This window comes from Marinoscillum sp. 108 (assembly GCF_902506655.1).
In the GTDB taxonomy this organism is placed as follows: domain Bacteria; phylum Bacteroidota; class Bacteroidia; order Cytophagales; family Cyclobacteriaceae; genus Marinoscillum; species Marinoscillum luteum.
The window spans coordinates 83391-107693 of the sequence record NZ_LR734811.1 but is presented as its reverse complement, the minus strand read 5'-3'; the positions used below and the strand labels follow the sequence as shown (position 1 = coordinate 107693).

The 24303-nt window shown below is 47.4% G+C and carries 17 protein-coding genes and 1 riboswitch; of the genes, 10 read left to right on the top strand and 7 right to left on the bottom strand.

The annotated features are described in order from the left end of the window. Positions 1 to 105: 105 nt before the first annotated feature. The 3 genes from GV030_RS15710 to GV030_RS15700 all read left to right on the top strand — a co-directional run bounded on the left by GV030_RS15710 (position 106) and on the right by GV030_RS15700 (position 10723). On the top strand, positions 106 to 2067 hold the full coding sequence (locus tag GV030_RS15710) for a tetratricopeptide repeat protein (protein WP_159584035.1): 1962 nt from the start codon (positions 106 to 108) through the stop codon (positions 2065 to 2067). Further along, on the top strand, positions 2064 to 2762 hold the full coding sequence (locus tag GV030_RS15705) for a LytTR family DNA-binding domain-containing protein (RefSeq protein ID WP_159584033.1): 699 nt from the start codon (positions 2064 to 2066) through the stop codon (positions 2760 to 2762). Before GV030_RS15710 ends, GV030_RS15705 begins: the two co-directional genes overlap by 4 nt. A 110-nt stretch (positions 2763 to 2872) precedes the next feature. After that, a complete protein-coding gene (locus tag GV030_RS15700) occupies positions 2873 to 10723 on the top strand; it encodes an FG-GAP-like repeat-containing protein (RefSeq protein ID WP_159584031.1) in 7851 nt (2616 codons plus the stop codon). Between the two features lie 68 nt (positions 10724 to 10791). Here GV030_RS15700 and metX read toward each other — a convergent pair whose 3' ends face one another. The 3 genes from metX to sucD all read right to left on the bottom strand — a co-directional run bounded on the left by metX (position 10792) and on the right by sucD (position 14437). After that, on the bottom strand, positions 10792 to 11775 hold the full coding sequence (gene metX / locus GV030_RS15695; protein ID WP_159584029.1) for a homoserine O-acetyltransferase: 984 nt from the start codon (positions 11773 to 11775) through the stop codon (positions 10792 to 10794). Next, complete coding sequence (locus tag GV030_RS15690) at positions 11768 to 13093, bottom strand: O-acetylhomoserine aminocarboxypropyltransferase/cysteine synthase family protein (protein ID WP_159584027.1); 1326 nt, start codon at positions 13091 to 13093, stop codon at positions 11768 to 11770. The genes metX and GV030_RS15690 overlap by 8 nt, the downstream gene beginning before the upstream one ends. Positions 13094 to 13340: 247 nt before the next feature. Next, a riboswitch (SAM riboswitch) is annotated at positions 13341 to 13431 on the bottom strand. Positions 13432 to 13564: 133 nt separating this feature from the next. Next, a complete protein-coding gene (gene sucD / locus GV030_RS15685; RefSeq protein WP_159584025.1) occupies positions 13565 to 14437 on the bottom strand; it encodes a succinate--CoA ligase subunit alpha in 873 nt (290 codons plus the stop codon). Between the two features lie 142 nt (positions 14438 to 14579). On the opposite strand from sucD, the gene GV030_RS15680 reads away from it, so the two are divergent. Further along, a complete protein-coding gene (locus GV030_RS15680; RefSeq protein ID WP_159584023.1) occupies positions 14580 to 15449 on the top strand; it encodes an alpha/beta fold hydrolase in 870 nt (289 codons plus the stop codon). On the opposite strand, the gene GV030_RS15675 is transcribed toward GV030_RS15680, so the two are convergent. Then, entirely contained in the window at positions 15450 to 15932 is a 483-nt protein-coding gene (locus GV030_RS15675; protein WP_159584021.1) for an HAD family hydrolase, read from the bottom strand. After that, complete coding sequence (gene aroF, locus GV030_RS15670; protein ID WP_159584019.1) at positions 15932 to 16930, bottom strand: 3-deoxy-7-phosphoheptulonate synthase; 999 nt, start codon at positions 16928 to 16930, stop codon at positions 15932 to 15934. Before aroF ends, GV030_RS15675 begins: the two co-directional genes overlap by 1 nt. Positions 16931 to 17010: 80 nt before the next feature. Here aroF and GV030_RS15665 point away from each other — a divergent pair, with 80 nt between their 5' ends. Together GV030_RS15665 and GV030_RS15660 are read left to right on the top strand one after the other, a co-directional pair. Beyond that, the gene (locus GV030_RS15665) at positions 17011 to 18039 is read left to right on the top strand and encodes a low specificity L-threonine aldolase (protein ID WP_255465487.1); all 1029 of its coding nucleotides are present in this window, start codon (positions 17011 to 17013) and stop codon (positions 18037 to 18039) included. Next, the gene (locus GV030_RS15660) at positions 18036 to 18437 is read left to right on the top strand and encodes a hypothetical protein (protein WP_159584017.1); all 402 of its coding nucleotides are present in this window, start codon (positions 18036 to 18038) and stop codon (positions 18435 to 18437) included. The genes GV030_RS15665 and GV030_RS15660 overlap by 4 nt, the downstream gene beginning before the upstream one ends. On the opposite strand, the gene GV030_RS15655 is transcribed toward GV030_RS15660, so the two are convergent. After that, entirely contained in the window at positions 18434 to 19312 is an 879-nt protein-coding gene (locus GV030_RS15655) for a DMT family transporter (RefSeq protein ID WP_159584015.1), read from the bottom strand. The genes GV030_RS15660 and GV030_RS15655 overlap by 4 nt on opposite strands. A 23-nt stretch (positions 19313 to 19335) precedes the next feature. Next, positions 19336 to 20097 (bottom strand): isoprenylcysteine carboxylmethyltransferase family protein, encoded by a 762-nt coding sequence (locus GV030_RS15650; protein WP_159584013.1) that lies wholly within the window; start codon positions 20095 to 20097, stop codon positions 19336 to 19338. A gap of 28 nt (positions 20098 to 20125) precedes the next feature. Here GV030_RS15650 and GV030_RS15645 point away from each other — a divergent pair, with 28 nt between their 5' ends. From GV030_RS15645 to hutG, 4 genes are all read left to right on the top strand, one after another. Next, positions 20126 to 20611, top strand: a complete 486-nt coding sequence (locus GV030_RS15645; RefSeq protein WP_159584011.1) for a hypothetical protein — start codon at positions 20126 to 20128, stop codon at positions 20609 to 20611. A gap of 91 nt (positions 20612 to 20702) precedes the next feature. Continuing rightward, on the top strand, positions 20703 to 21980 hold the full coding sequence (locus GV030_RS15640) for a replication-associated recombination protein A (protein WP_159584009.1): 1278 nt from the start codon (positions 20703 to 20705) through the stop codon (positions 21978 to 21980). 87 nt (positions 21981 to 22067) lie between these two features. Continuing rightward, positions 22068 to 23282 (top strand): imidazolonepropionase, encoded by a 1215-nt coding sequence (gene hutI, locus GV030_RS15635; protein ID WP_159584007.1) that lies wholly within the window; start codon positions 22068 to 22070, stop codon positions 23280 to 23282. Positions 23283 to 23310: 28 nt separating this feature from the next. Further along, positions 23311 to 24300 (top strand): formimidoylglutamase, encoded by a 990-nt coding sequence (hutG, locus tag GV030_RS15630; RefSeq protein WP_159584005.1) that lies wholly within the window; start codon positions 23311 to 23313, stop codon positions 24298 to 24300. The last annotated feature ends 3 nt before the right edge of the window (positions 24301 to 24303 follow it).

Sequence of the window (24303 nt, the reverse complement as noted above, 5' to 3'; positions counted from 1 at the left end):
GGTTTTGTTCTTAGCAAAAGTCTGATGATGACTCCTGACCGTAGATCAGATGGTTTTTGCGTCAGATCGGGTATTTTAATGCCTCAGTATGTTATCTTTCGACTCATGTCATCGCTAAGAAAGAAACTAATTCCAATATTCGTTTTGGTCATTTGCCTCGCCTCAGTTGGAATCGTTCAGTCCCAGCCTTCGGAAAAGCAATTTGATTTCGACAGTTTGGAGCAGCTGGTATCATCTTCTCCTGATACTGTGGGGATAAAAATGCTGTTTGACGCCACTTATGCCCTCAGAAAAAATTTTCCTGATAGTGCCCTTAGCTATGGGCAGCGAGCTCTGGAGCGATCAAAGATCATTGGTTTCGACAGGGGTATTGCTGAGAGCTATAATAATTTAGGGGCTGTATTTATCATCAGGAGTGAATATGATACCGCGGTGTCCTTGCACAGAAAGTCGATCGAATACTATCAGAAGCTGGGGGATGAAAAGGGCCGGGCCACGGCTTTGAATAACATTGGGCATATAGAGCAGGAAAGGGGCAACTATGAAGCAGCCGCGGAGGTACTTCTAGAATCAATCCAACTCAATGAACAAATTGGAAATGACAAAATATTGGGTTCAAACTATATAAATCTGGGCCTTGTCATGTCAAACCTTGGTCAGGCAGACGAGGCTATTTCCTATTACCAGAAGGCCATTCCGCTGAAGGAAGCCAGTGAAGACTTTGAGTCCCTCGGTAATATTTATAACAACCTGGGGATCGAATTTAGAGTGCGGGATCAATTGGATTCTGCGGAATATTTTTACCGAAAGGCGATTCATTATCGCATAAATGCCAGGGATTACTATGCCCTCGCTGGGAGCTACAATAATTTGGGAATACTCTATTACTATTTGGATAAGCCCGATTCAACCGCAAAGCTGTTTCACAACGCCCTCCAGACCTATCAAGCTGTGGACGATAAGAAGGAAATAGCCAGGTCCTATTTCAATATTGCTGAACTGCATAGAATGCAGGGCCGATTCGAACCCTCAATTACGAATTTGGAACTGGCCTTAGCCTCAGCAAAGCAAGCGAAGAGCAAGGAACAATTCCGGGACATCTATAAAGGTTTGTCCAGAGTAAATGCTTCCAATGGGAATTATGAAAAAGCGTACGAGCATAGGCTGAGCTATGAGAACTATGAGGATAGCCTGAGGAGCGATCGGACCAACCGCATGGTAACTGAGATGAGCACGAAGTATCAAACCGCTGAAAAGGATCGGGAAATTGCGGCACTGAACTTAGACCAGCAAACAGCAGCTCTAGCTCTGGCCAACTCACAAAACCAACGAAACATCTTTATTTCAGGGTTTATCATCTTTTTTATAGCGGCTGGCTTCTTGCTCTACCGCTACAATACCAAGCGAAAAACCTCAAACCTACTGACAGAAAAAAATCAACAGATTTCCCTGGCACTAGAGGAGCGGGAGACGCTGCTCAAAGAAATCCACCACCGGGTAAAGAACAACTTGCAGGTCATCTCCAGTCTGCTAAACCTACAGGCCGGATCGCTGAAAGACGAAGCAGCGGTGGATGCAGTAAAGGAAGGACAGAACCGGGTGAAATCCATGGCGCTGATCCATCAGAAACTTTACAGTGCCGAAGATATCCGGGGGGTGGATGTGCAAGACTACCTCGAGAACCTCACTTCAGAGCTGTTCAGTGCCTTTGGGGTGCAGGGTGCAGGATTTGAGATTGATGCTTCGGGCATCAAACTGGACATAGATACGGTCATCCCTTTGGGCCTCATCATCAATGAGCTCATTACCAATACCATTAAGTATGCTTTTGTTACCTCTCATGAGGGGTTATTGGAAATACAGATCAGAGAGGAGGGAGATAAGCTCAATGTAATGGTGCGCGACAATGGAGCAGGCATGGATGCCGAGGCACTGGAAAAATCAAACTCCTTTGGGTGGAAGATGATCCGTTCACTGTCCAGAAAGGTAAAAGCGGAAATAAACATCCTAAATGATCAGGGTACCACCGTGCAGATGACCCTTTCGAGATATAAATTAGTCGTATGACAAAACCCTCGATCTTAGTAGTGGAGGATGAGCCACTCATTGCGGATGACATTGCGGATACGCTGACCAAAAACGGATACCATGTGGTAGCCATTGTGGATGAAGGAGTGGATGCGCTTCAGGCCATGGAGGACCATAAGCCGGATCTGGCCATATTGGATGTGAATATTGAGGGCGATATGGATGGCATTGAGTTGGCACCAAAACTGGGCATCCCTTTTGTTTTTTTAACTTCCTATTATGACAAAGCCACACTAGACCGGGCGAAAGTTCTGCGTCCTGCTGGTTACATTGTAAAGCCCTTCAGCGAGCGCGACCTGATCGCCAATGTGGAGCTGGCGTTGCACAAAGTGCCCCAGCAGCCGGTGGCAGCCAAGGCACATCCAGAAAAACTCTTTGTGAAAAGGGATCAGGAGATTCTCTCTGTGATGTCCGATCAAATCCTCTTCGCGGAGGCATTTGATAACTACGCCTACCTCTATACCGAATCAGAAAAGTACATTATCAGCCATACCCTCAAGAGCATAGAAGAAAAGCTGGTGCCGCTAGGTTTTCTCCGCGTGCATCGCTCGTATCTCATCAATTTTGAGCAGATCGATTCCATATCAGAAGGGTATGTCTTTCTGAAAGGTCACAAAGTTCAGATCGGAAAATCCTTCCGAAAGGAGTTTATGGACAGACTGTCGTTGCTTTAGCGCCACTAAAAGACAATAGCCCTCCACTAAAAATTTTTTGCCCTTCACTAAAAGGGTGTTCCGGGGGTAAAGTGCCCGTCATAATTTCATAGAGTTAAAATCTAAGCCCTATGAATAAATCACTTTATACCTTCCTGCTCATTTTCATTTCCCATTGGGCGGTAGCCCAGCTCACCGTGACCGGCCTGGTGCCTGGTCAGAATGCCAACTACGCAGCCATTGATGCCAATATAGAAATCACCTTCAGTGCGGCTGTAGATGCTACTACGCTGGCTGGAAACATTCTCGTAAAGAGCGATCTTCAGGGTGGCTTGCCATTCACCGTCACCGGCGGGGGTACGGCAGTGATCACCATTGATCCCAATGATTCATTTCTCTATGGAGATAAAATCCATGTCCTACTCAAATCGGGAATACAGTCTGTTTCTGCTGCTCCTCTGACCAATGGATTTGGATATTCGTTTCGGGTGAAAACACTGCCTTCGTATTCTGCGAGTCCTACGCTGAAACCTCAGAAATTGTCCACATACTATGCCGGAGAAAAAGACCTGAGTGTGGCGGATATGGACAACGATGGAGAGATGGATTTGCTGAGTCTTGGTGGAGGGAGTCTGTTTTGGTATAAAAATGATGGTTCAGAGTCCTTCAGTACATACACACCTTCTGTCAATGAGTTGGCTAACATTGGAGGTGGAAATTCCTTTGATATGCACCTGGATGATTTGGATTACGATGGCGATGTGGACGTAATCTATGAGGAGCTTGCTATGGATCTCTTCAAATGGCTCGAAAATGATGCGGCTTCATTTACCGAACATGATGTGACTACCGAAGCGGATGGTCCGAATGTTTTAGCTTCCGGGGATTTGAACAACGACGGCCTGGTTGATATTGCCTATACTTCCAATAATGGGCTCCAGTTGGCCTTTAACAATGGTAGCGGAGAATTTACCCTGGTGGATATAGAAGGAGAGCAGTCCAACGGAAAGCTTGTAGGTCTGGCGGATATGGACAAGGATGGAGATATAGACCTGGTTTGTCAGGGTACCAGCTCAAGATGCTTTTGGTATGAAAATGACGGCTCGGGCAATATGACACAACACCTCCTTGGAAGTTCGGTATCCTCCTTGTCTTACATCGATCCTGTAGATCTGGATGACGATGGTGATATGGACGTGGTGATCAGCTCTAATTTTAATGATGAATACTACTGGTTTGAAAATAACGGGTCACAAACTTTCTCGAAACACTTACTTTCCAACAGTGCAGATGGTGTTCACCTGATCAAAGCAGGGGATTTAGATGGAGATGGCGACATGGATATTCTGACCACTTATAGCAATGATGCCCAGGTGGTGTGGTTAGAAAATGATGGTTCTGAAAACTTCACGGAGCGAGTTCTGGCGGATAATTTTAATTCTGTCAAATTTATGAATCCGGTGGATCTAAATTTGGATGGCCGTATGGACCTGGTGGTCTATCAGAGTGATGGAATTTACTGGTTTGAAAATAAAGTAAATGAAGACCCCACTTTGGAAAATCCAATTTCCGACGAGTCCGCTCAGGCGTATATTTCATTTACCTATACGTTTCCCTCAGATGTTTTTTCTGATCCGGATTTGATGATTCTGAACTATTCTGCTACACTGGGTACAGGAGATCCTCTGCCAGGGTGGTTATCCTTTGATGCAGATCTTAGGACATTTTCTGGCACTCCGGGCGGATCGGACGCAGGTACTATTTCAGTGAAAGTTACGGCTACGGACCCGGCTGGAGCATCTGTAAGTGACGAATTTGATCTGGAGATCACTGTGCCTTCACTTATGACGCTGGACTCATATGCTCCTGAACATTACGAACAAAACGTGTCGGCAGGAGCAAACCTGACCTTCACCTTTTCAGGGAATATAGATAATACCACCCTGACACCTGCCAATATCAAGGTGCGGGGCTCAATGTCAGGCCTGATAGCCGGAAGCTTTTCCGGAGGAGGCACACCCACTATCCAGTTTCTCCCTGGTAACGACTTTTTGCCGGGAGAGCGCATCCATGTCATGATCACCACAGATTTGAAAAGTGAAGGCGGAGGTATTATAGCGGGGAATAAGTCTTACTATTTTGACGTAGAGGCAGCTCTTCCCCCGAGCACTCCGGCACTTCTTGTGAGCGAAAATGAATATAACATTGACAGCACGCCCACAGACATGGTGGAAGTGGACCTTGACAAAGACGGGGACCTGGATGTGCTGACTAGTAGCCGACCCTACCAGCGGATCAACTGGCATGTAAATGATGGAGCAGGAAACTTTACCGTGACCTATATCAATCACAGTGGAGTGACCTCCTGCAAAATAGATGTAGCAGATATAGATCAGGATGGAGACAATGACATTGTAGTGTTTGCTAATTCTGGGGGGGCTTGGACCTGGCTGGAGAACGACGGTAGTCAGGTGTTTACCTCTCACGTAATGAGTGCCGCCATGAATTACACTATGAGTGTCTCCATTGTAGATCTTAATCAGGATGGTTCCCTTGACGTTTTGGCTACCGAAAGCGGCTCAGATAACGTGCTCTGGTTTAAAAATGATGGTGCCCAAAATTTTACGCAGCTCGAAATAGGAACCTTTGGGACTAATCCCAATAAGGCTTACGCAGAGGATTTGGATCAAGATGGCGATATTGATGTTGTCGTTGGTGGACATAACTATGGTACCAATTTTCTGGCATGGTATGAAAATGACGGATCACAGGGTTTTACTTATAATGAAATCACACAAACTGCCGACGGGGTGTCAGATGTGGACGTGGCGGATGTGGATGGTGATGGCGATATGGACATCCTTACTGCTGAGAATCGGGAGGATCATGTGGTCATTTATCAAAATAACGGGAATCAGTCGTTCACAGCTCTGGAGGTATCAGATGACATTACCGGACCAGTACAGGCCTGTTTTGTGGACTTGGATGCTGATGATGACCTGGATATTGTGATAGGAGCGGATGGTGTAAACGCTGTAGGCTGGCTGGAAAATAAAGGAGGCTTCAATTTCACCTACTGGGAGCTGGCAGCGAATGAAGGAAATCTGATAGGTTTTGGAGATTTGGATGGTGACTCAGATTTGGATCTGGTATCTGTGTCTGAGGGAACGAATAAACTCTATTGGTACCAAAACAAAGCCAACGAAACTCCTGTGGTGAGCAGCCCTAAGTCTGATGAGGAGGTAGTGGCCGGAGTGGCTTTTTCGATTGACATGAGTGGCGTTTTTTCCGATCCTGACGGTAGCAATACACTGGTACATTCCATGACTATGACCAATGGAAATGCACTGCCGGATTATCTCACCTTCAACAGTGAGAATAATACCCTGACGGGTACGGCTCCCTATGGAGCAGATGGTACCTATAGCCTTAGGCTTATTGCCACCGATCATGCGGGTGAAGCTGCATTTGACGATTTCGATTTTACGGTGAGTGAGCCTCCGCTGATCTCAGTGGTGAGCTTCACTCCTCTACGTGGTTCCTATCAGTCCACAGACGCGGGTATTTCCATCACATTTGATAAAAACGTAGATGCCACTACACTTCCTGGTTCGCTCATGCTATATGATGATCAGGGACAGGTCGTTTCTGGGGATTTGGGGGGAGGTGGAACCGCTACAATCACATTTACTCCGGCGTTTGATTTAGCTCAGAATCATGAATATACGGTTGTTCTTTCTGATCAATTAGAGGCCGAGGATGGATCCATCCGGACTTCACCCTTTTCGTTTTACTTTAAGACATCTGCCTCACCCGCTCCCGGAGCATTTGTGAAACAGTCGACCCTTGTTAGTCATAGTTTTCCACTAGGACTTGACTTGGGCGATTTGGATGGTGACGATGATTTAGATATTACAGTACCCGGAGGTACAGCCGCTACAGCAAACTTGCTGGTATCGGCAGGTGCGGATGCAGGCGTCACCAAGGATCTGGGTGTCCATGCATCTTCAATTCTTATTTTTGATTTGGATCAGGATGGTGATTTGGATGTGATTTCGGCCACTACGATTGATGATAAAATCACGCTGAATAAAAACGACGGGGATGGCAATTTCACCATCACGGACATTGTACCTGGTATTACAGACCCTGAAGCTTTCAGGATAAAGGACATGGACATGGATGGAGATTTTGACCTGATTGTGGTCTCTCATCTTTCTGTGGACATCTATCAGAATAACGGCAGTCTTACTTTCACCAAGCTTCATGTAAGCGATGATGATCACACCGCCTTAGAAGTATTGGACTATGACCTGGATGGTGATCTGGATATTTTGGGAGGAGAAAACGTATGGTATGAAAATGACGGACTACTTTCTTTCATCAGTCACAGCGGCATTTTCTTCGATGACCTGGAAATGGATGATATCGATGGTGATGGTGATCAGGATATAGTAGTCTCCCATGCCAATAACCTTACGCTATACAATAATGATGGAACAGGCTCCTATATTACGGAAACACTGCTTTCAGGACAGGGTACAGGTGTATTGAAAGTAGTCGATTTGAATGGAGACGGTCATCTGGATGTGGTGACCTCTTTTCGATCGGATAATGCGCTCTTCTTTTTAGAAAATGATGGAAGTGGGGCGTTTACTTCAGCATTGCTCTCTGACCAGGAGTCGGATGTTATTGATTTTGAGGTAGGTGATTTAAATGGAGATGGAAACCTTGACATCATCGTTTGTAACTATGGAGACAATGAGGTCACCTGGTTTAAGAATCGATCCAATGCAGACCCTACAGTGGACAACGCCATGGCAAATCAGGAGACCAATGAAGATGCTCTTTTTACTTTTTCTATTCCTGAAAATACGTTCGCAGATGCTGATGAGGATGAGCTTTCACTATCTGCAAGTTTAACCGATGAGAGTGCCTTGCCTGACTGGCTTTCTTTCGACCCTGCCAGTCACACCTTCAGCGGCACGCCCCTTCAGGCAAATGTGGGTACGATCAGCATCAGGGTTACTGCCGATGACGGGCTGGAAGGGATTGTTTCTGATGATTTTGACATCACAGTTAACAATGTGAATGATGCGCCAGTAGTGAATCAATCCATTTCAACTAAGACGGCTTTAACGGATTTGACCTTTTCTTTCGAGGTGCCCACAAATACTTTTGAAGATGAGGACGAGGATGTATTAACACTTACAGCAGGTCTCTCAGATGGGTCGGCCTTGCCGGACTGGTTATCGTTTGATGGTTCTACCAAAACATTTGACGGTACACCCACTGTGTCAGATGTGGCAAACCATACCATAAGAGTTACTGCTACTGATCCCTCCACTTCCAGTGTTTATACAGACTTCACTTTAAAGGTCACATTGGATAATGATCCCCCGGTGGTAGCGGCGCCTGTACCAGATCTGGAAGCCAGTGAAGACCAGCCTTTTCAGTACAGCTTTGCGGCCAATACATTCACAGATCCAGATGACGATTTACTTACTTATGGCATGACCTTGCAGGGAGGCGACCCGTTACCATCCTGGTTGACCTTTGAAGCTACAGATTTTGAGTTGTCGGGTACCCCGTTGCAGTCAGACGTGAGCACGTACACGATTGTGCTTACAGCAGCTGATGAGTTTGCTGAGGTGTCCGATGAGTTTGTGCTGACGGTGAATGAGGTCAATGATGCGCCCTTCCTGGTAGCTGGTTTGCCCGATCACAGTGTAGATGTAGGGGAGGACATCTCCATCGTCATCTCTGAGTCGGCCTTTTCTGATGAGGATCATGCAGAACTGATTTTTTCCATTAGAATGGAAGACGGAAGTGATTTGCCATCCTGGTTGACTTTTGACGCGGCCAGTCGTACGCTCAGTGGGACGAGTTCTCAGGAGAATGTGGGTCAATATTCACTCCGGGTTACGGCTTCTGATGGAGAGGAAAGCGCTTCTGATGTATTTGTGTTGACAGTTATATCCACCAATAGTTCGCCAGTTGTTCGCTCTTCGCTATCTCTTTTGAGGTTGGACATTGGGGATACACTGACCCTGGCGATGAGTACCCTATTTGAAGATCCCAACGGTGACGATCTGTCTTTTGAATCTCAGTTATTTGGGGGAGCCGAGTTGCCTGATTGGATCGTGCTGGAAGAGGATACGCTGACCATTTCACCCACAGTGGGCACATTGGGAGAATATACTGTGGAGATTATAGCTTCAGACCCTTTTGATGAGTCAGTGTCCATGACATTTGACCTGGAGGTTTCCAAAAGTGATCAGACCATTTCCTTCACGCAGATAGCCTCAGAGGTGAACATCGGGGCAGAGAGTATCCCACTTGAAGCTACAGCCAGCTCCGGACTGGAAGTAGTGTTTAGCTCATCCAATACGGATGTGGCGATGGTCGAAGGTGGGTTTTTAGAAATCATTGGTGCTGGCAGTGCAATCATCACCGCAAGCCAGCCTGGTGACGAAAGCTATAATGCTACTACAAGTCAGCAAACGATTACAGTCAGCAAGTATTCACAGTCGATTACTTTCGAACTACTCAGTGAAAAAACCTATGGAGATGGCTCCTTCGATTTGGAAGCTTATGCCAGCAGTGGGTTGGAGATTACTTATGAGAGTTCAGATGAAACAGTGGCTACCATCTCTGGCAAGGTGGTGACCATAATCGGCGCTGGTAATACTACCATTACAGCGAGCCAGCCGGGTGATGAGGAGTTTGACGTGGCCAGTGACGTGGCTCAGGTGCTTACAGTCAACAGAGCACCACAGCTGATTACTTTTGAAGCGATTGGTGAAAAAGCAGCTAACGAGAAACCCTTTGACCTGATCGCTACATCCAGTTCGGATCTTGAAGTTTCCTTTTCGAGCTCTGACGAAACGGTCGCTACCATCTCTGGAAATACGGTGAGCATCTTGTCATCGGGAACCACTACTATCACGGCCACTCAGGCAGGCAATGCGAATTACTTGCCTGCGTCGGAGGAGCAGATTTTATCCGTTTCTGATGTGACTAAACTCGATCAGACCATCACGTTTGTGGGACCTGATGATAGGGTGTTTGGCGATGCGCCATTTGAACTTAGTGCAACGGCCACCTCCGGTCTGGTGGTGAGTTTTGAAAGTTCGGATGAGTCGGTAGCCACTGTCAGTGGTAGCACTGTCACCATTGTGGGGGCTGGTACCACTACAATCACTGCTACTCAGAATGGTGATCAGGATTACCTGTCTGCAGAATCAGTGGGTCAGCCGTTTGAAGTGAGTACCGCTGAGCTGGTGGTGACACCAGATGATCAGGAGGTGGTATATGGTGAAGCGCTTCCTGAGTTTACTTATTCCATTTCAGGATTTGTAAATGGCGAGGATGAGCAGGCCCTGCTCGTACAACCTCAGGCAGGCGCTGGTTTATCTGGGATTCCTGATGCCGGAGTTTATGAAATCACCAGCTCAGGTGGAGAAGCAGCAAATTATTCTTTTGTATACACAGAAGGGGTGCTTACGATCCACAAGGCCATGGCCTCAATAGTACTGACCGATTTGGAACATGAGGAGGATGGCACCGGGAAGAGACCTGAAGTGACCACTGAGCCGGCCGACTTGAACTTTGTCATGACATTCAATGGGGACGCTGAGGAGCCTGTGACAGCCGGCAGTTATGAGGTCATTGTGGAAATCATTGAAACTAATTATACGGGATCCGCTACCGAAACTTTGGTCATTACTTCAGAGCAGGTTTTGAGTGCACCGTCTCCAGTTCGGGTGAACGTATACCCCAATCCGGCGAGTAGCCACATCTTAGTGAAAACACCAGAGGTAACCATTTGCAAACTGTATGAACTGGATGGTGGTCTAGTACAGGAAGGGAAAAGCAATGAACCCATGGACATTAGCAGGGTAGAAGCGGGTATTTATATCCTGCAAATACTCAGCGAAGGTAAGGTCATTGATCAGGTAAAAGTGATCAAGAAGAACTAGGGCAGTCCCGGATACTTTTCGGGAGATAAGCCAACCCAAGGGGTTGGCTTTTTTTGTGTCTGATATGTTTAGGCTTTCAAAAAATCACGGATCAATTCAGAAATCTGTTCCGATTCAGTCAGAAATCCATCATGACCAAATGCGGATGTGACCAAACGGAATTTTGCATCCGGTATGAGCCCGGCAATGTACTGCTGCTCCTCCGGGGGGAAAAGTATATCTGTATCTATACCGATCACCAGTGCTTTGGATCGGATACGTTTCAGGGCAGTTTCTGACGACCCGAAATGCCTGCCTACGTGGTGGCTATCCATGGCCTTGGAGAGGTAATAATAACTCTCCACTGAAAATCGTTTGCGGAGTTTCTCACCCTGATATCGCTGATAAGAGGATGCCGAGAAGTCATCCCATCGCTGGTCTATGTCTCGCTGCGTTTTGTTATAGGTGTTGTAGTGCCTGTATGATAGCATGGCTATGGCTCGGGCGGCCTCCAGTCCTTTGGCACTATCGATGTTTTCCAGCGCCATTCGCTGTGCCTCGTTGAAGGCAATCCCCCATGGGGAATGGAAAGCGTTGGTCGCTAAGGGTACGATGTGATCAAAAAGTGTAGGCTCTTCCACGGCCCATTCCAGAAGCTGCTGTCCACCCATAGATCCACCGATTCCCAGATGGATGGTTTCGATTCCCAAATGCGCTTTCAGTAGCTTGTGAGCATTCACCATGTCACGGATCGTGACCAGAGGGAAGTTATAGTTTTTTGGTCCGGTGGTGCCGTAGCATGAGCCCAGCATATTGGCACATACGACGAACTTATCTTCCGGATCGATAGCCTTACCGGGACCCACAAGCTCGGGCCACCACTCCGCGGGGTTCCCGTTTGCAGTGAGGGCATGAAATACCCAGGCCACATTGGTCTTCTCACTATTGAGCGTACCGTAGGTGGTGTAGGAAATCCGGACATTCCGGAGTGTGTCTCCACACTCCAGGATGAACGGTTCTTCTACTTTGAGGATCGCAGATTTTGGCTGTATTTGTTCGATGGTATTAGGCATTAACTTGATTGTCTGCATATATTTTTTCGAAAGCCTGCTGGAAATCCGCTTTGATGTCATCGATGTGCTCGATGCCCAAAGAGACTCTGAGCAGGTTGGGAAGTACGCCCGCATTTAATTGTTCTTCATTGGATAATTGCTGGTGGGTGGTGGCCGCAGGCTGTATGATCAGCGTTTTGGCATCCCCCACATTGGCCAAATGACTGACCAACTCCAGATTATCTACTAGTTGTGTGGCCAACTCTTTTTCTCCCTTCAGGGTAAATGAGAGCACTCCACCAAACCCGTTTTTGAGGTATTTTTTGGCAAGCTCATGATAGCTGCTGCTTTTCAGACCCGGATAGTTGACGGTTTCTACCAATGGGTGCTGCTCCAGCCATTGCGCCAGTTCCAGTGCATTATCCACGGTACGCTGCACGCGCAGCGATAACGTTTCCAGTCCCTGCAAAAGCAAGAAGCTATTGAATGGGCTGAGTGCCGGTCCAAAATCTCTTAGACCTTCCACCCGGGCTCGGATAGCAAAGGCAATATTGGGCAGACCTAGCGGATTTCCTTCTCCAAACACATCCCAGAAGACCAATCCGTGATAGCCCTCAGAAGGCTCGGTAAACTGCGGGAATTTTCCATTGCCCCAGTTGAAGTTTCCGCCATCTATGATCACACCACCTATGCTTGTGCCATGGCCACCTATCCATTTGGTAGCCGAGGCAGTGACCACTGAAGCCCCATGCTCCAAAGGTCGAAAGAGGTAGCCACCAGCTCCAAAAGTATTGTCCACTATGAGTGGAATATTGTTTGCTTTGGCTACTGCCGCGATCGCCTCAAAATCAGGCACGTTGAAACCCGGATTGCCGATGGTTTCCAGATAAATGGCTTTGGTTTTCTCATCGATCAATTTCTCAAACTCTTCGGCCTGGTCGCTTTCAGCAAACTTCACTTTAATGCCGAGGCGCTTGAAGGCTACTTTAAACTGATTGTAAGTGCCGCCATAGAGAAATGAGCTGGACACAAAGTTGTCACCAGACTCCAGAATATTGCTGAGTGCGATAAACTGAGCAGCTTGCCCGGAGCCTACCGCCAATGCGGCCACTCCCCCTTCCAGTGCAGCGATACGCTTCTCGAATACATCATTGGTGGGATTCATGATCCGACTATAGATGTTTCCAAATTCCTTCAGGGCGAAAAGGTTAGCGCCGTGCTCGGAGTTTTTGAATCCGAATGAAGTAGTTTGATAAATAGGCACAGCCCGTGATCCTGTAGTGGGGTCTATTTCCTGGCCTGCGTGTAGTTGTAAGGTTTCAAATTTTAATGCTGACATGAGTGTATATTTTTTAAGATTCTAGAATAGTATATGGGGTATGCTTTTATGACCAAAGACAATACATGAATCGGCCTGCGGATTTTCCAATAACTAAAAGGAACAATACCTGCGGAATTAGCAGTAGTAACACATACAACAGAACCCTCTGTCGATCGGAGAATGTGAAATAGATAACCTTGCTTCAATGCTTGGCAAAAAAGCAGTTGCTTTCGCAAAAGTGTTTTTGTTGAATTTCATAACTATCAATTTATATATCAGGAATTAGCACCTTCCCGTTTAGGGTGGGGGTTGCTAGCGCTTCTTAGAGCCTGTCTCTCAGCGCTTCTTTATAAATCGATGCTTTATCGATTTGAGAGCACAAACGTAACACGGAAAAATTAGTTTGCAAAAAAAAAGAAGGGCAATAAAAAAATAAAGCCGGTCAGAAAATTCTGACCGGCTTATCTATATCTAATCGAACTAAAGTTATTAGCCCAATGCTTTTTTCATGACTTCCCCGATATCTGCAGGGGAGTTGACCACATGGATGCCATTGGCGGCCATGATCTTCATTTTGGCGGCAGCAGTGTCATCTGCGCCACCGATAATGGCTCCGGCATGGCCCATTCTTCTTCCGGGAGGTGCTGTTTGGCCGGCAATAAATCCTACTACAGGCTTTTTGTTGCCATTTTCTTTGATCCATTTGGCTGCCTCAGCTTCGTAGTTTCCACCGATTTCACCGATCATCACGATCCCTTCAGTCTCCGGATCCTCCATGAGCAACTGTACAGCATCTTTGGTAGAAGTACCGATGATAGGATCTCCTCCAATACCGATGGCGGTAGTAATACCCAATCCTGCTTTTACTACCTGATCGGCTGCTTCGTAGGTCAATGTTCCTGATTTAGAAACGATCCCAATATTTCCTTTCTTAAATACAAAACCTGGCATAATGCCCACTTTGGCTTCACCCGGAGTGATCACCCCAGGGCAGTTTGGCCCTACCAGTTTGGCTCCTCTGGCAATGGCGTAAGGTTTGGCTTTCATCATGTCCTTCACAGGAATACCCTCTGTGATGGTGATGATAACCTTGATGCCTGCATCAGCAGCTTCCATGATGGCATCAGCAGCGAATGCTGGTGGCACGAAGATGATAGATACGTCAGCACCTGTTGCATCTACGGCATCCTTCACAGTATTAAACACAGGTTTGTCCAGGTGGCTTTGTCCACCTTTGCCTGGAGTTACGCCTCCTACTACATTCGTGCCGTACTCAATCATTTGAGTGGCGTGGAAGGTTCCTTCAGTGCCGGTAAAGCCCTGTACGATTATTTTAGAATTTTTATTAACTAGAACGCTCATTTTGGATTGGTTTCTATTTGAGTTGCAAAAATATTTGAAATGGACACATTGCCAAACGGATTGTGAATATAAAGTATTATAATACATTTGCGGCAGTCAGATGTCATCCGCCACATCGGCAAATTCAGTATAAAAACAAGGCATGCATAAGGCTGAAGGGTTTCAGATCATTTCGGAGGATAAAACTAAAATAAGCGCTACGCTTTTTTCAGGGGATGCCAAAAGCGCACATCTGATCATCGTGAGCCCTGCAGCAGGGGCCCCTCAGCGCTACTACAAAGGGTTTGCAGACTACGCTTGCCAATACAAAGAATTTGATGTGATCACTTTTGACTATCGGGGGATAGGAGACTCGCTGCACAGCTCGGTCAAAGACGAGCGCTGCAAAATGAGCGACTGGGGGGACAAAGACCTCAATAGCGTGATTGCCTGGGCGAATAAAAAATATGATAAAATTTTCCTGATAGGTCACAGTGTGGCGGGGCAGATTTTTCCAAAGGCGGCCAACAACGGACGCATTAGATCAGCTTACTTTGTGGGGTCTCAATCTGCCTATAATGGACACTGGAAGGGCTTTTGGTGGCTGTATGTACTGATTTTCTGGTATATTTTAATACCCACCACTGTGGCCATCTACCGCTACTTGCCGGGCTGGACCATGGGTGGAAAAATAGATATCCCCAGGAATGCGGCACTCGAGTGGAGAAAGTGGGGAACCCACCCTCAGGGCGTATTGCAGGGGAGTAAGGAGATGGCCCAAAAATTTGATGCGGTAAAGATCCCGGTGCATTTTGTGAATATTCAGGATGATAAACTGCTGGCACCTTCGGCCGCTACACAGGCCCTGATGCATTATTATCGAAATGCCGTGACCACTTTTCAGTTTATCAAACCAAAAGATCTGGGATTTGAAAAAATTGGCCATTTTGGCTTTTTCAAAAAGAAGTTTGCCAGGAAGCTCTGGCCAATGCCCATCTTCTTCTTCACTCAGTTTTTAAATAAATTTGATTGATTAGTCCCCAGAAAGGATAAATCGATCAATAAATTCACGCACCGCAGCATCTCCACCTTTTCTGTCCAATACCACTTTCGCAATTTTCTTGATACCGGATGCTGCATCCGCCGGGCAGGCAGAGAAACCCACTTTTTGCATGACCTCCAGGTCATTGAGGTCATCACCAATAAAACAGACCTCACTGTAGCTGATGTCGAGTGCTTTCATCCATTCATTTAAGACCTCAAGCTTAGGGCGTTGACCCACATAAAAGTGCTTCATTCCCAGCATATTGGCGCGGGAGTTGACCATTTCTGTGGCCAGACTATGGCTAATGATGCCCACTTCCACGCCAGCCTTGATGGCTTCCTTGATACCTAGCCCGTCACGGGCATGAAATTTTTTGAACTGCCTGCCATCCTCCATGATGTAGATCCCTCCGTCGGTCATGGTGCCGTCCACGTCCAATACCAGGAGCTTAATGTGTGAAAGTTTAGACATCAGATTAGTTTTTGACCTACCGCCTCTGCGACAGGTTTTAGTGAATGAAACATTTTGGTAAACTCATCAAAATTGAGTTGCTGGGCGGCATCAGATTTCGCCAGTTCGGGTGTTGGGTGGGTTTCTATCAGCAAACCATCAATCCCCATCGCTACAGCAGCTCTGGTGAGATCAGGGATGCCATATCTATAACCCATGGCATGGCTGGGGTCTACCACCACGGGCAGGTTGGTGAATTCCTTCAGATAGGCCACACCGGTCAGGTCGAGGGTAAACCTGGTTTTATTTTCAAATGTGCGAATACCCCGTTCACACAGCATGACATTGGGATTGCCACCGGAAAGGATAAACTCTGCCGCCTGCACAAACTCCTGCAGAGTGGTACCGAAGCCTCTTTTGAGCAGGACTGGCTTGGTAGACTTCCCGCATTTTCGTAGAATACTCTGGTCATACATGGCTTTGGTGCCGATTTGTACAATGTCTGCATGGTCAATCACCAGGTCCACGTGAGAGCTGTCTTTCACCTCAGTGATAATATTCAGATCATAAGTTTCCCGCACTTTTACCAGCATTTTTAATCCCTCTTCGCCCATTCCCTGAAAGGTATAGGGCGAGGTGCGTGGCTTGAAACAGCCTGCCCTCAATGTTTTGATGTTGAGGGATTTTAGCAGCTCAGCAGTCTGAGAGATTTGTTCCCAGGATTCTATGCTGCAGGGTCCAGCCATCATCATGGTGTGATTGGTGCTGCCACCTAACACATCCTGACCAATTTTAATATTTCTCTTATAAGGCTGATAGTCCCTGCTGGCCAGCTGGATATCGCTGGACATCACAAAAGATTGATCAACGTAAGGGGCCAGGGCTGTCGGGACGGAAGTGATTTTGGAAGAGAGCACCAGTATGTCCCTGTCCTCTGACCGAAAATGGATGGCTTCATGTGCAGTAGCGAGGGTGGCTATTTTCTCAGGAGCCAGGTCACCTTTGAGGTGGATAATCATAGAGTCGAATTAATGCGTGTTAATATGAATTTATGGGGATTCAAAGATAGGTTTATTTCCAATTTCCATATTTTAGAGCAATGATGACAACAAGCAGCATAGCCGACCTGAGAAGCGACACCATCACACGACCTACGCCTGCCATGCTGGAGGCCATGATGTCCGCTAAGGTGGGCGACGATGTGCTGGGCGATGACCCCTCAGTGAATGAACTTCAGGAGAGGATTGCGGCACTTTTTGGTATGGAGGCGGCACTTTTTTGCCCTTCTGGCACCATGGCCAATCAGATTGCGCTGCGCATATCCACCAGCCCCCAGGATGAGGTGATCTGCGATAAAGATGCTCATATTTATCTCTACGAAGGTGGCGGAATGGCTTACAATTCTATGCTCTCCCCGAAGTTACTCGTTGGAGACAGAGGACGTCTTACAGCGGAGCAGGTTGAGGAAAACATCAATGCGGATGACATTCATTTTCCGCGGACCAAACTGGTAGGCCTCGAGAACACCATGAACAAGGGTGGTGGGAGTATCTACGATATCAGGGAGATACGCAGGATTCGAAAAGTTTGCGATGCTCATGGCCTGAATCTACACATGGATGGGGCTCGGTTTTTCAATGCGCTGGCGGAGACGGGGGAAGACCCGGCAGATTATGGAGGTTTGTTTGATACGCTCTCTATTAGTTTTTCAAAAGGTCTGGGGGCTCCGGTGGGTTCTGTGCTGCTGGCCTCCAAGCCCATGATCAAAGAAGCTAAGCGGGTGCGGAAAGCTATGGGTGGAGGCATGCGACAGGCGGGCTATCTGGCCGCAGCATGTACCTATGCCCTGGATCACCATCGTACCAGACTTGCCGAAGATCATCAGAGGGCCAGGGCCATCGGCAGGGGGCTGGAGGGGCAGCCTTTTATTGGTGAGGTGATCCCGGTGGTAACCAATATCGTGATTGCCGAGCTGGATGGGATTTCACCGGAAGAATATTTGAAGAAGCTCGCCAAAAAGGGCGTGCTGGCCGTATCTTTCGGAAAAAAAGCAGTCAGATTTGTGACTCATCTGGATTTCACGGATGATCACCTGGAGCAAACACTTTCCACCTTCAAAAGCCTATGAAAAACCTTTATCAATGGAGTATCCTATGCCTGATCGCAGCGCTATTGGCCGGATGCGCCAAGAACATTACTACTTCCAGGACTTCAGAGGTCTTTGAGGAGTTCTATGACCGCTTTCATGCTGACGAGCGCTTCCAGCTAGACCGGGTGAAGTTTCCGCTGTCCGGAGAGTATGAAGGCCCAGAGGGCAGTCAGCCCTGGGTAAAATCAGCTTGGGAGCCACATAAGCAAAAGGTGACTGAAATTTCTGATCCACAATACATCACCGATATCGTGAAAACAGAAGGTGAAGTCATCGAAAAAGTACAGGAGGATGGTGGCGGTTTTTATTCGGAGCGCCGCTTCCAACTGATCGATGGAAAATGGTACCTGGTGTTTTACGATACAGTCAACCTCTAACCTCTTTTCACCACCAGCCATACACCCGCAAACACGAGAAGTGCTGCTATGAGGTGCCGGATGGATAGTATTTCCCCGAAGAAGGTACTGGCGATCAGCGTGGCGAAAACAGGTTGGACGTAGATGTAAACACCTACCGTAGAGGGATTGACTTTTTTCAAAGCCCAGATGTTCAGTACATAGACGATCACTGTCACCCCTATGATCACAAAGGCCATGCTAAAATATACCTTGGCCGTGAGTGCCTGCCATTCAATCTGGGTGAATTCATTCCAGCCAACCGGGAGCACCAGTAAAAAGCCGAAGAAAAAGATCCATTTGGCTACCGAAATGGGGGTATACCTGGTCATGAGTGGCTTTACCAGGACTAAGTAGACACCGTAGCTCATGGCATTGAGGAGAATGAGCACATCCCCTCTCCAGTTTCCCAGGGATATCCCTGTTCCAGGGCTGTAGATAATCAGAAATGCCCCGAGGAACCCAACGGCCAACCCGAGGACTTTCAGAAGGGTGACCTTCTCTTTCAGCAGGATCAGGGAGGTCACAAAGACCATCACCGGTGTGAGTGTCATGATGATGCTCCCATTGATGGCGGTGGTTAGGCTCACTCCTTTGAAGAAGAAAAGCATATTGATCCCTACACCAAAGAATGCGCAGAGCACAATCCGAACCCAGTCAGCACGCCAATTTATTTTTTCATTAACGGAAAGCCCTATGAGCCAAAAACAAGCTGTGGCGATGGCCACCCGTATCACGATCAGCCCAAAAGGAAGAATGTACTCTGGAGTGATGATTTTGACAATGCTGTAATTGGTGCCATAGAGGAGCCCCACCAGGAGCATGGCGATATGTTGCTTGAAATCCGGAATTTTCACGTGGCAAAGATATGGTCGCGGACTTAAGCCCTACCAGTTCCGCTGTTATTTTCGAGCCAGTTTGTCGTGGCTGAAATCACTTTGATCAGCAGGTAGTACAGGCCGGAACCAAGGGCGCACACAGACCAGAAGAGGTGATCAGCTAGAAATGTCACGGGATGAAATTTTTCCGGAGCTGCTATGGCTCCGGAGAGTTGGAATAGGAAGAAAATGCCGAAAATGGCAGCAATCCCATTTTTCTCCTTTCTCAGCACTTTTTTCCAGTTGAAGGCCCGGGTGCTGGGTTGGTATTTTCTCAGAGAGGGAAAGAAGACTGAGGTGTTGTGCTTCCAGGTCAGGTAGTCTGCTCCGAACTCTGTTTCCAGAAAGGTCTCTTCCGTGAAGATGATGAGTCGATAAAACCACCAAAAACTCAACAGAAATAAGATTGTGAACCCAAGGTGCTGGCAAAGGAGAACCACTGCCAGCCAGAGGAGGAAATTGCCAAGGTACAGCGGGTTTCTGGTCACAGCGTAAAGTCCTGTAGTGTTAAGCTGATGGGCTACCTGCGTGGCTGTGTTTCTTCCGGAGGTACCTTTTGGGCTATAACCTACTGTAATGATCCGAATGATCAGGCCTGATAGGGCCAGGCACAAACATGCGAGATCGTAGGTGCGCTGGTCATCTTCGGTAAAGAAAAAAGCAGAGTGTCGGGCTTGCAGAAAAAAAATAATCAACCCGATGATCAAAAAAGCCACTGGGAGGAGACCACGATATTTGAATAAAAACTGGCCTTGTCGCAGCATTTTATTTTGCCGATTTGTACTCTGCATAATGAATGATTTGCGCTGGTTATTTTTTGCGAAATGTAAATTTAACGGACGTTGGTTCGGCGCAAATAAAGTGAAAATATTTACAACGAAAATGGCCTTGCAATCGTTTGCAATTCGTATAATTGTACTACGATTCTATATTCTGGTAACTCTAAAAAGACAGCTTATGGTATTCACCGAAATTGACAAAAAGACTATGCAGATCCTCTGCACCCTTGCAAAGCTAGCCGGGCCTGCTGGAGAGAAAAGAGATGCAATTGTTAATATAGGTCAGTTTTTGGGAGTTCCCAAAGATGACACTTTGGAGCTGCTGGAAGAATGGGAAGAGTATGATATCATGCATTTGGCTTCAGAGGAGGAAAAGCGACATTTTGTTAATTATTGCTTCTCCTATATGAATAAGGATTATCACCCCAAAAAATCCGAAAGAGAATTTTACCAACAGGTTGTTAATAACCTGGGGCTAACGGCCAGATTCGATAACTGACATTTTTCAATCCAAAAGTGAACAGCTTTCCTTTCTAAAGGAAAGCTGTTTTTTTGTGCCCATTGGCCACCGGGCCATTTATCTTTGTGGTATGAGCATTTTTCAAGACAACTCCCCACTGGCGGAGCGGATGCGGCCTTCCAATCTGGATCAGCTTATCGGTCAGGAGCATTTGGTGGGTGAGAAGGGCATTCTGAAGCGATCCATCGCTTCGGGCCGAGTGCCTTCCATGATTTTGTGGGGACCTCCCGGTACAGGGAAAACCACCTTGGCCAATATCATTGCCAATCAGGTGAAAATGCCCTTTCATACCCTGAGTGCCATAAGCGCTGGCGTAAAGGACATCCGGGAAGTAATTGGAAATATACGTGGCGGCAGCAAGGCCATTCTCTTTATTGATGAGATCCACCGGTTCAATAAAGGCCAGCAGGATGCCCTGTTGGGCGCAGTAGAAAAAGGAGCGATCACGCTGATTGGGGCTACAACAGAAAACCCAAGCTTTGAGGTGAATGCAGCCCTACTTTCCAGATGCCAGGTGTACACGCTCAATCACCTGGAAAAAGGTCACCTGAAAACCATCATCGAAAAAGCTCTGGTCGAGGATCATGAGTTGAAGAAGATGCAGGTGGATTTGAAAGAGACCGAAGCACTTTTTAACCTCTCAGGAGGGGATGCCAGGAAGCTCCTGAACATCCTGGAGCTGGTGATCAAGAGCGATGAAAATACGAAGGAAATTGTGATCACCGATGAAAAGGTGATCAATGCCGTGCAGCGCAAGACGGTACTTTATGACAAGTCCGGGGAGATGCATTATGACATCATTTCTGCATTCATCAAATCCATCAGGGGGAGTGATCCCAATGCAGCGGTGTATTACCTTGCGCGAATGATCGAAGGAGGAGAAGACGTCAAGTTCATCGCCCGCAGGTTGCTCATTTTAGCTTCTGAAGACATTGGCAATGCCAACCCCACTGCGCTGGTCATGGCCAATGCGACGTTTCAGTCAGTCAACGTAATTGGCTATCCCGAATCCCGGATTATTTTGTCACAATGTGTAACCTATCTGGCCTGCTCGCCCAAGAGCAATGCCAGTTATGAGGCCATCAATGAAGCTCAGCGGGTGGTCGCCCGCACAGGTGATTTGCAAGTGCCCATGGCCATTCGCAATGCCCCAACCAAGCTGATGAAGGATCAGGGATATGGTGAGGGTTATAAGTATGCCCACGCCTATGAGCACAATTTTACCGAAATGGAGTTTCTGCCGGAGGAAATCAGGGCCACCAGATTTTATGATCCGGGTAAGAATCCCCGGGAGGATGAACTGCGAAAATTTCTCAAAAACCGATGGAAAGAGAAGTACGGATATTGAGTGTAATTACCAGGGGCATCTGCTTCTAAGTAAGCAAATCCTACTAGCTTTGTGTTCTTTTTCATTTAAATCCAAAAAACACCCTCGATGCCTATTCTTCATGGACCTTTCAGGCAAATTATTGCACTTTGGGACATTCCCTTGAAAGGGAAAATTCAGAACGAGGAGCTCACGGTGATTGAGCAGGGAGGGGTAGTGGTAGAGGATGGATACATTGTCAACATCGCTCCGTTTTCTTCCTTTGATGTCCGGGATTACGAATACCACCCCATTGAAGAAGACATGGTGCTCATCCCCGGCCTGGTGGACTGCCATACTCACCTCGTGTGGGGAGGAAGTCGCTATCAGGACTATACCATGCGTACTTCGGGGCGGTCATATCAGGATATTCTGGCAGCTGGAGGAGGTATTTTTGATTCAGTCCGTAAAACTCAGCAGGCCGAATCGGAGGATCTCCTTCAAAACTTAATCCGAAGAGCCGATAAGCATCTGAATGAAGGTGTGACCACCATAGAAGTGAAGACCGGTTATGGACTGGAAACAGCACATGAACTTCGGCTGTTGGAGGTGATCCGTGATGCAAAGTCGGTGGTGAAGGCCGATCTGGTCCCCACCTGCCTGGCAGCTCATGTGTGCCCCAAAGATTATGAACCTGCTGCTTTTTTGGCTTACCTGGAAAATGAGCTACTTCCTCAGGTGCTGGTAAGAGGACTGTCCAAAAGAGTTGACATTTTTGTGGAAGACAATGCTTTTCCTGAGCCCCTGGCGCGACCTTATCTGTCAGCGGCACGCAAATTGGGCTTCGAGCTGACAGTACATGCTGATCAGTTTAGTGTAGGGGGCAGTAAGTTGGCGGTGGAAATGGGGGCATTTAGTGCCGATCACCTGGAAGCCTCTGGCGAAAATGAGATCAAAGCCCTGGCCACTTCGGATGTGATTTCAGTGGCTTTGCCAGGAGCCTCTTTGGGGTTGGGAATGCAGTTTACTCCCGCGCGAAAGTTGCTGGACGCTGGTGTGAGTCTGGCCATTGCGACCGATTGGAATCCAGGATCTGCGCCCATGGGTGATTTGCTGGTGCAAACCTCCCTGTTGGGGGTATATGAAAAACTAACCGCCGCTGAGCTGCTTGCCGGGATTACCTTCCGGGCTGCTCAGGCGCTCAACCTGAAGGACCGGGGCCGGTTGGCCATTGGTGAGCGTGCGGATATGATCGCCTTTTCCTTAAAGGACTACAGAGAGATTTTTTATCATCAGGGGAGTGTGAAGCCATCGCTGGTTTGGAAAAGCGGGCAGCTCACCTGAAGTCACAGATTTTTAGATTAGACCAAATATGTATCAGTCACCAAATAAGAAAATTTGGACGGGGAGAAATGACCCGTTTGATGGAGAAGATGGCCACTTGTGGCATCATGTAGTGGAGGTAGTGGACATGGAAAAAAACCTGGTGCCTGCTGCCCACCCCAATCAGGTAGCTATTTTAGGTTTTGCTTCTGATGAGGGTGTGAAAAGAAATCAGGGAAGACCCGGAGCCAAAGATGGTCCTGATGTTATCCGAAAGGCCATGTGCAATCTGGCCGTACATTTCAATAATGACGAACTCATGATCAAAGACGTGGGCAATGTGGTCACGGTAAAAAGCAAACTGGAAGAGGCGCAAAAGGAGTTGTCGGAGAAGGTGACCACTTTATTAGGCGCCGGGTATTTCCCAATCTTGCTTGGAGGTGGACATGAGATCGCCTATGGTCATTACAATGGCATCTACGAGTTTGTGAAGGATAAGCCAAAGAGAAATATAGGAGTCATCAACTTTGATGCGCATTTTGATTTCAGGTCTTACGCCAACGGCGCGCATTCGGGATCGCCCTTTCGGCAAATAGTAGACGACTGTGAGGAGCGCGGAGAGCAGATCCATTATCTACCCATAGGGATCAATCAGGCGGCCAATCAGCGGGCTCAGTTCAAGGTGATGGAGATTTACAACCAGACCTATATCCCGTTGGAGGAGGTACGCATTGATACCATAGAGGAGATCAAAATGCGTATTTTGGGCTTTGCCGCACGCATGGATTACATCTATATCACCTTGGACCTGGATGTGATGTCCATGGGCTTTTCGCCTGGTGTGAGTGCTCCGGCAGCCTTCGGTGTGTTTCCCTATTTAGTTCGGGGAATGATCAAAACCATCCTGGGTACGGGCAAAGTCATCAGCTTTGATGTGGCGGAATTTAACCCCACCTATGACGATGGGCGTACCGCCAAACTGGCTGCTTCGTTTGTTTACGATGTGGCCATGAGCCGAAAAAAGAAAGAGAAGAGCTGAAAA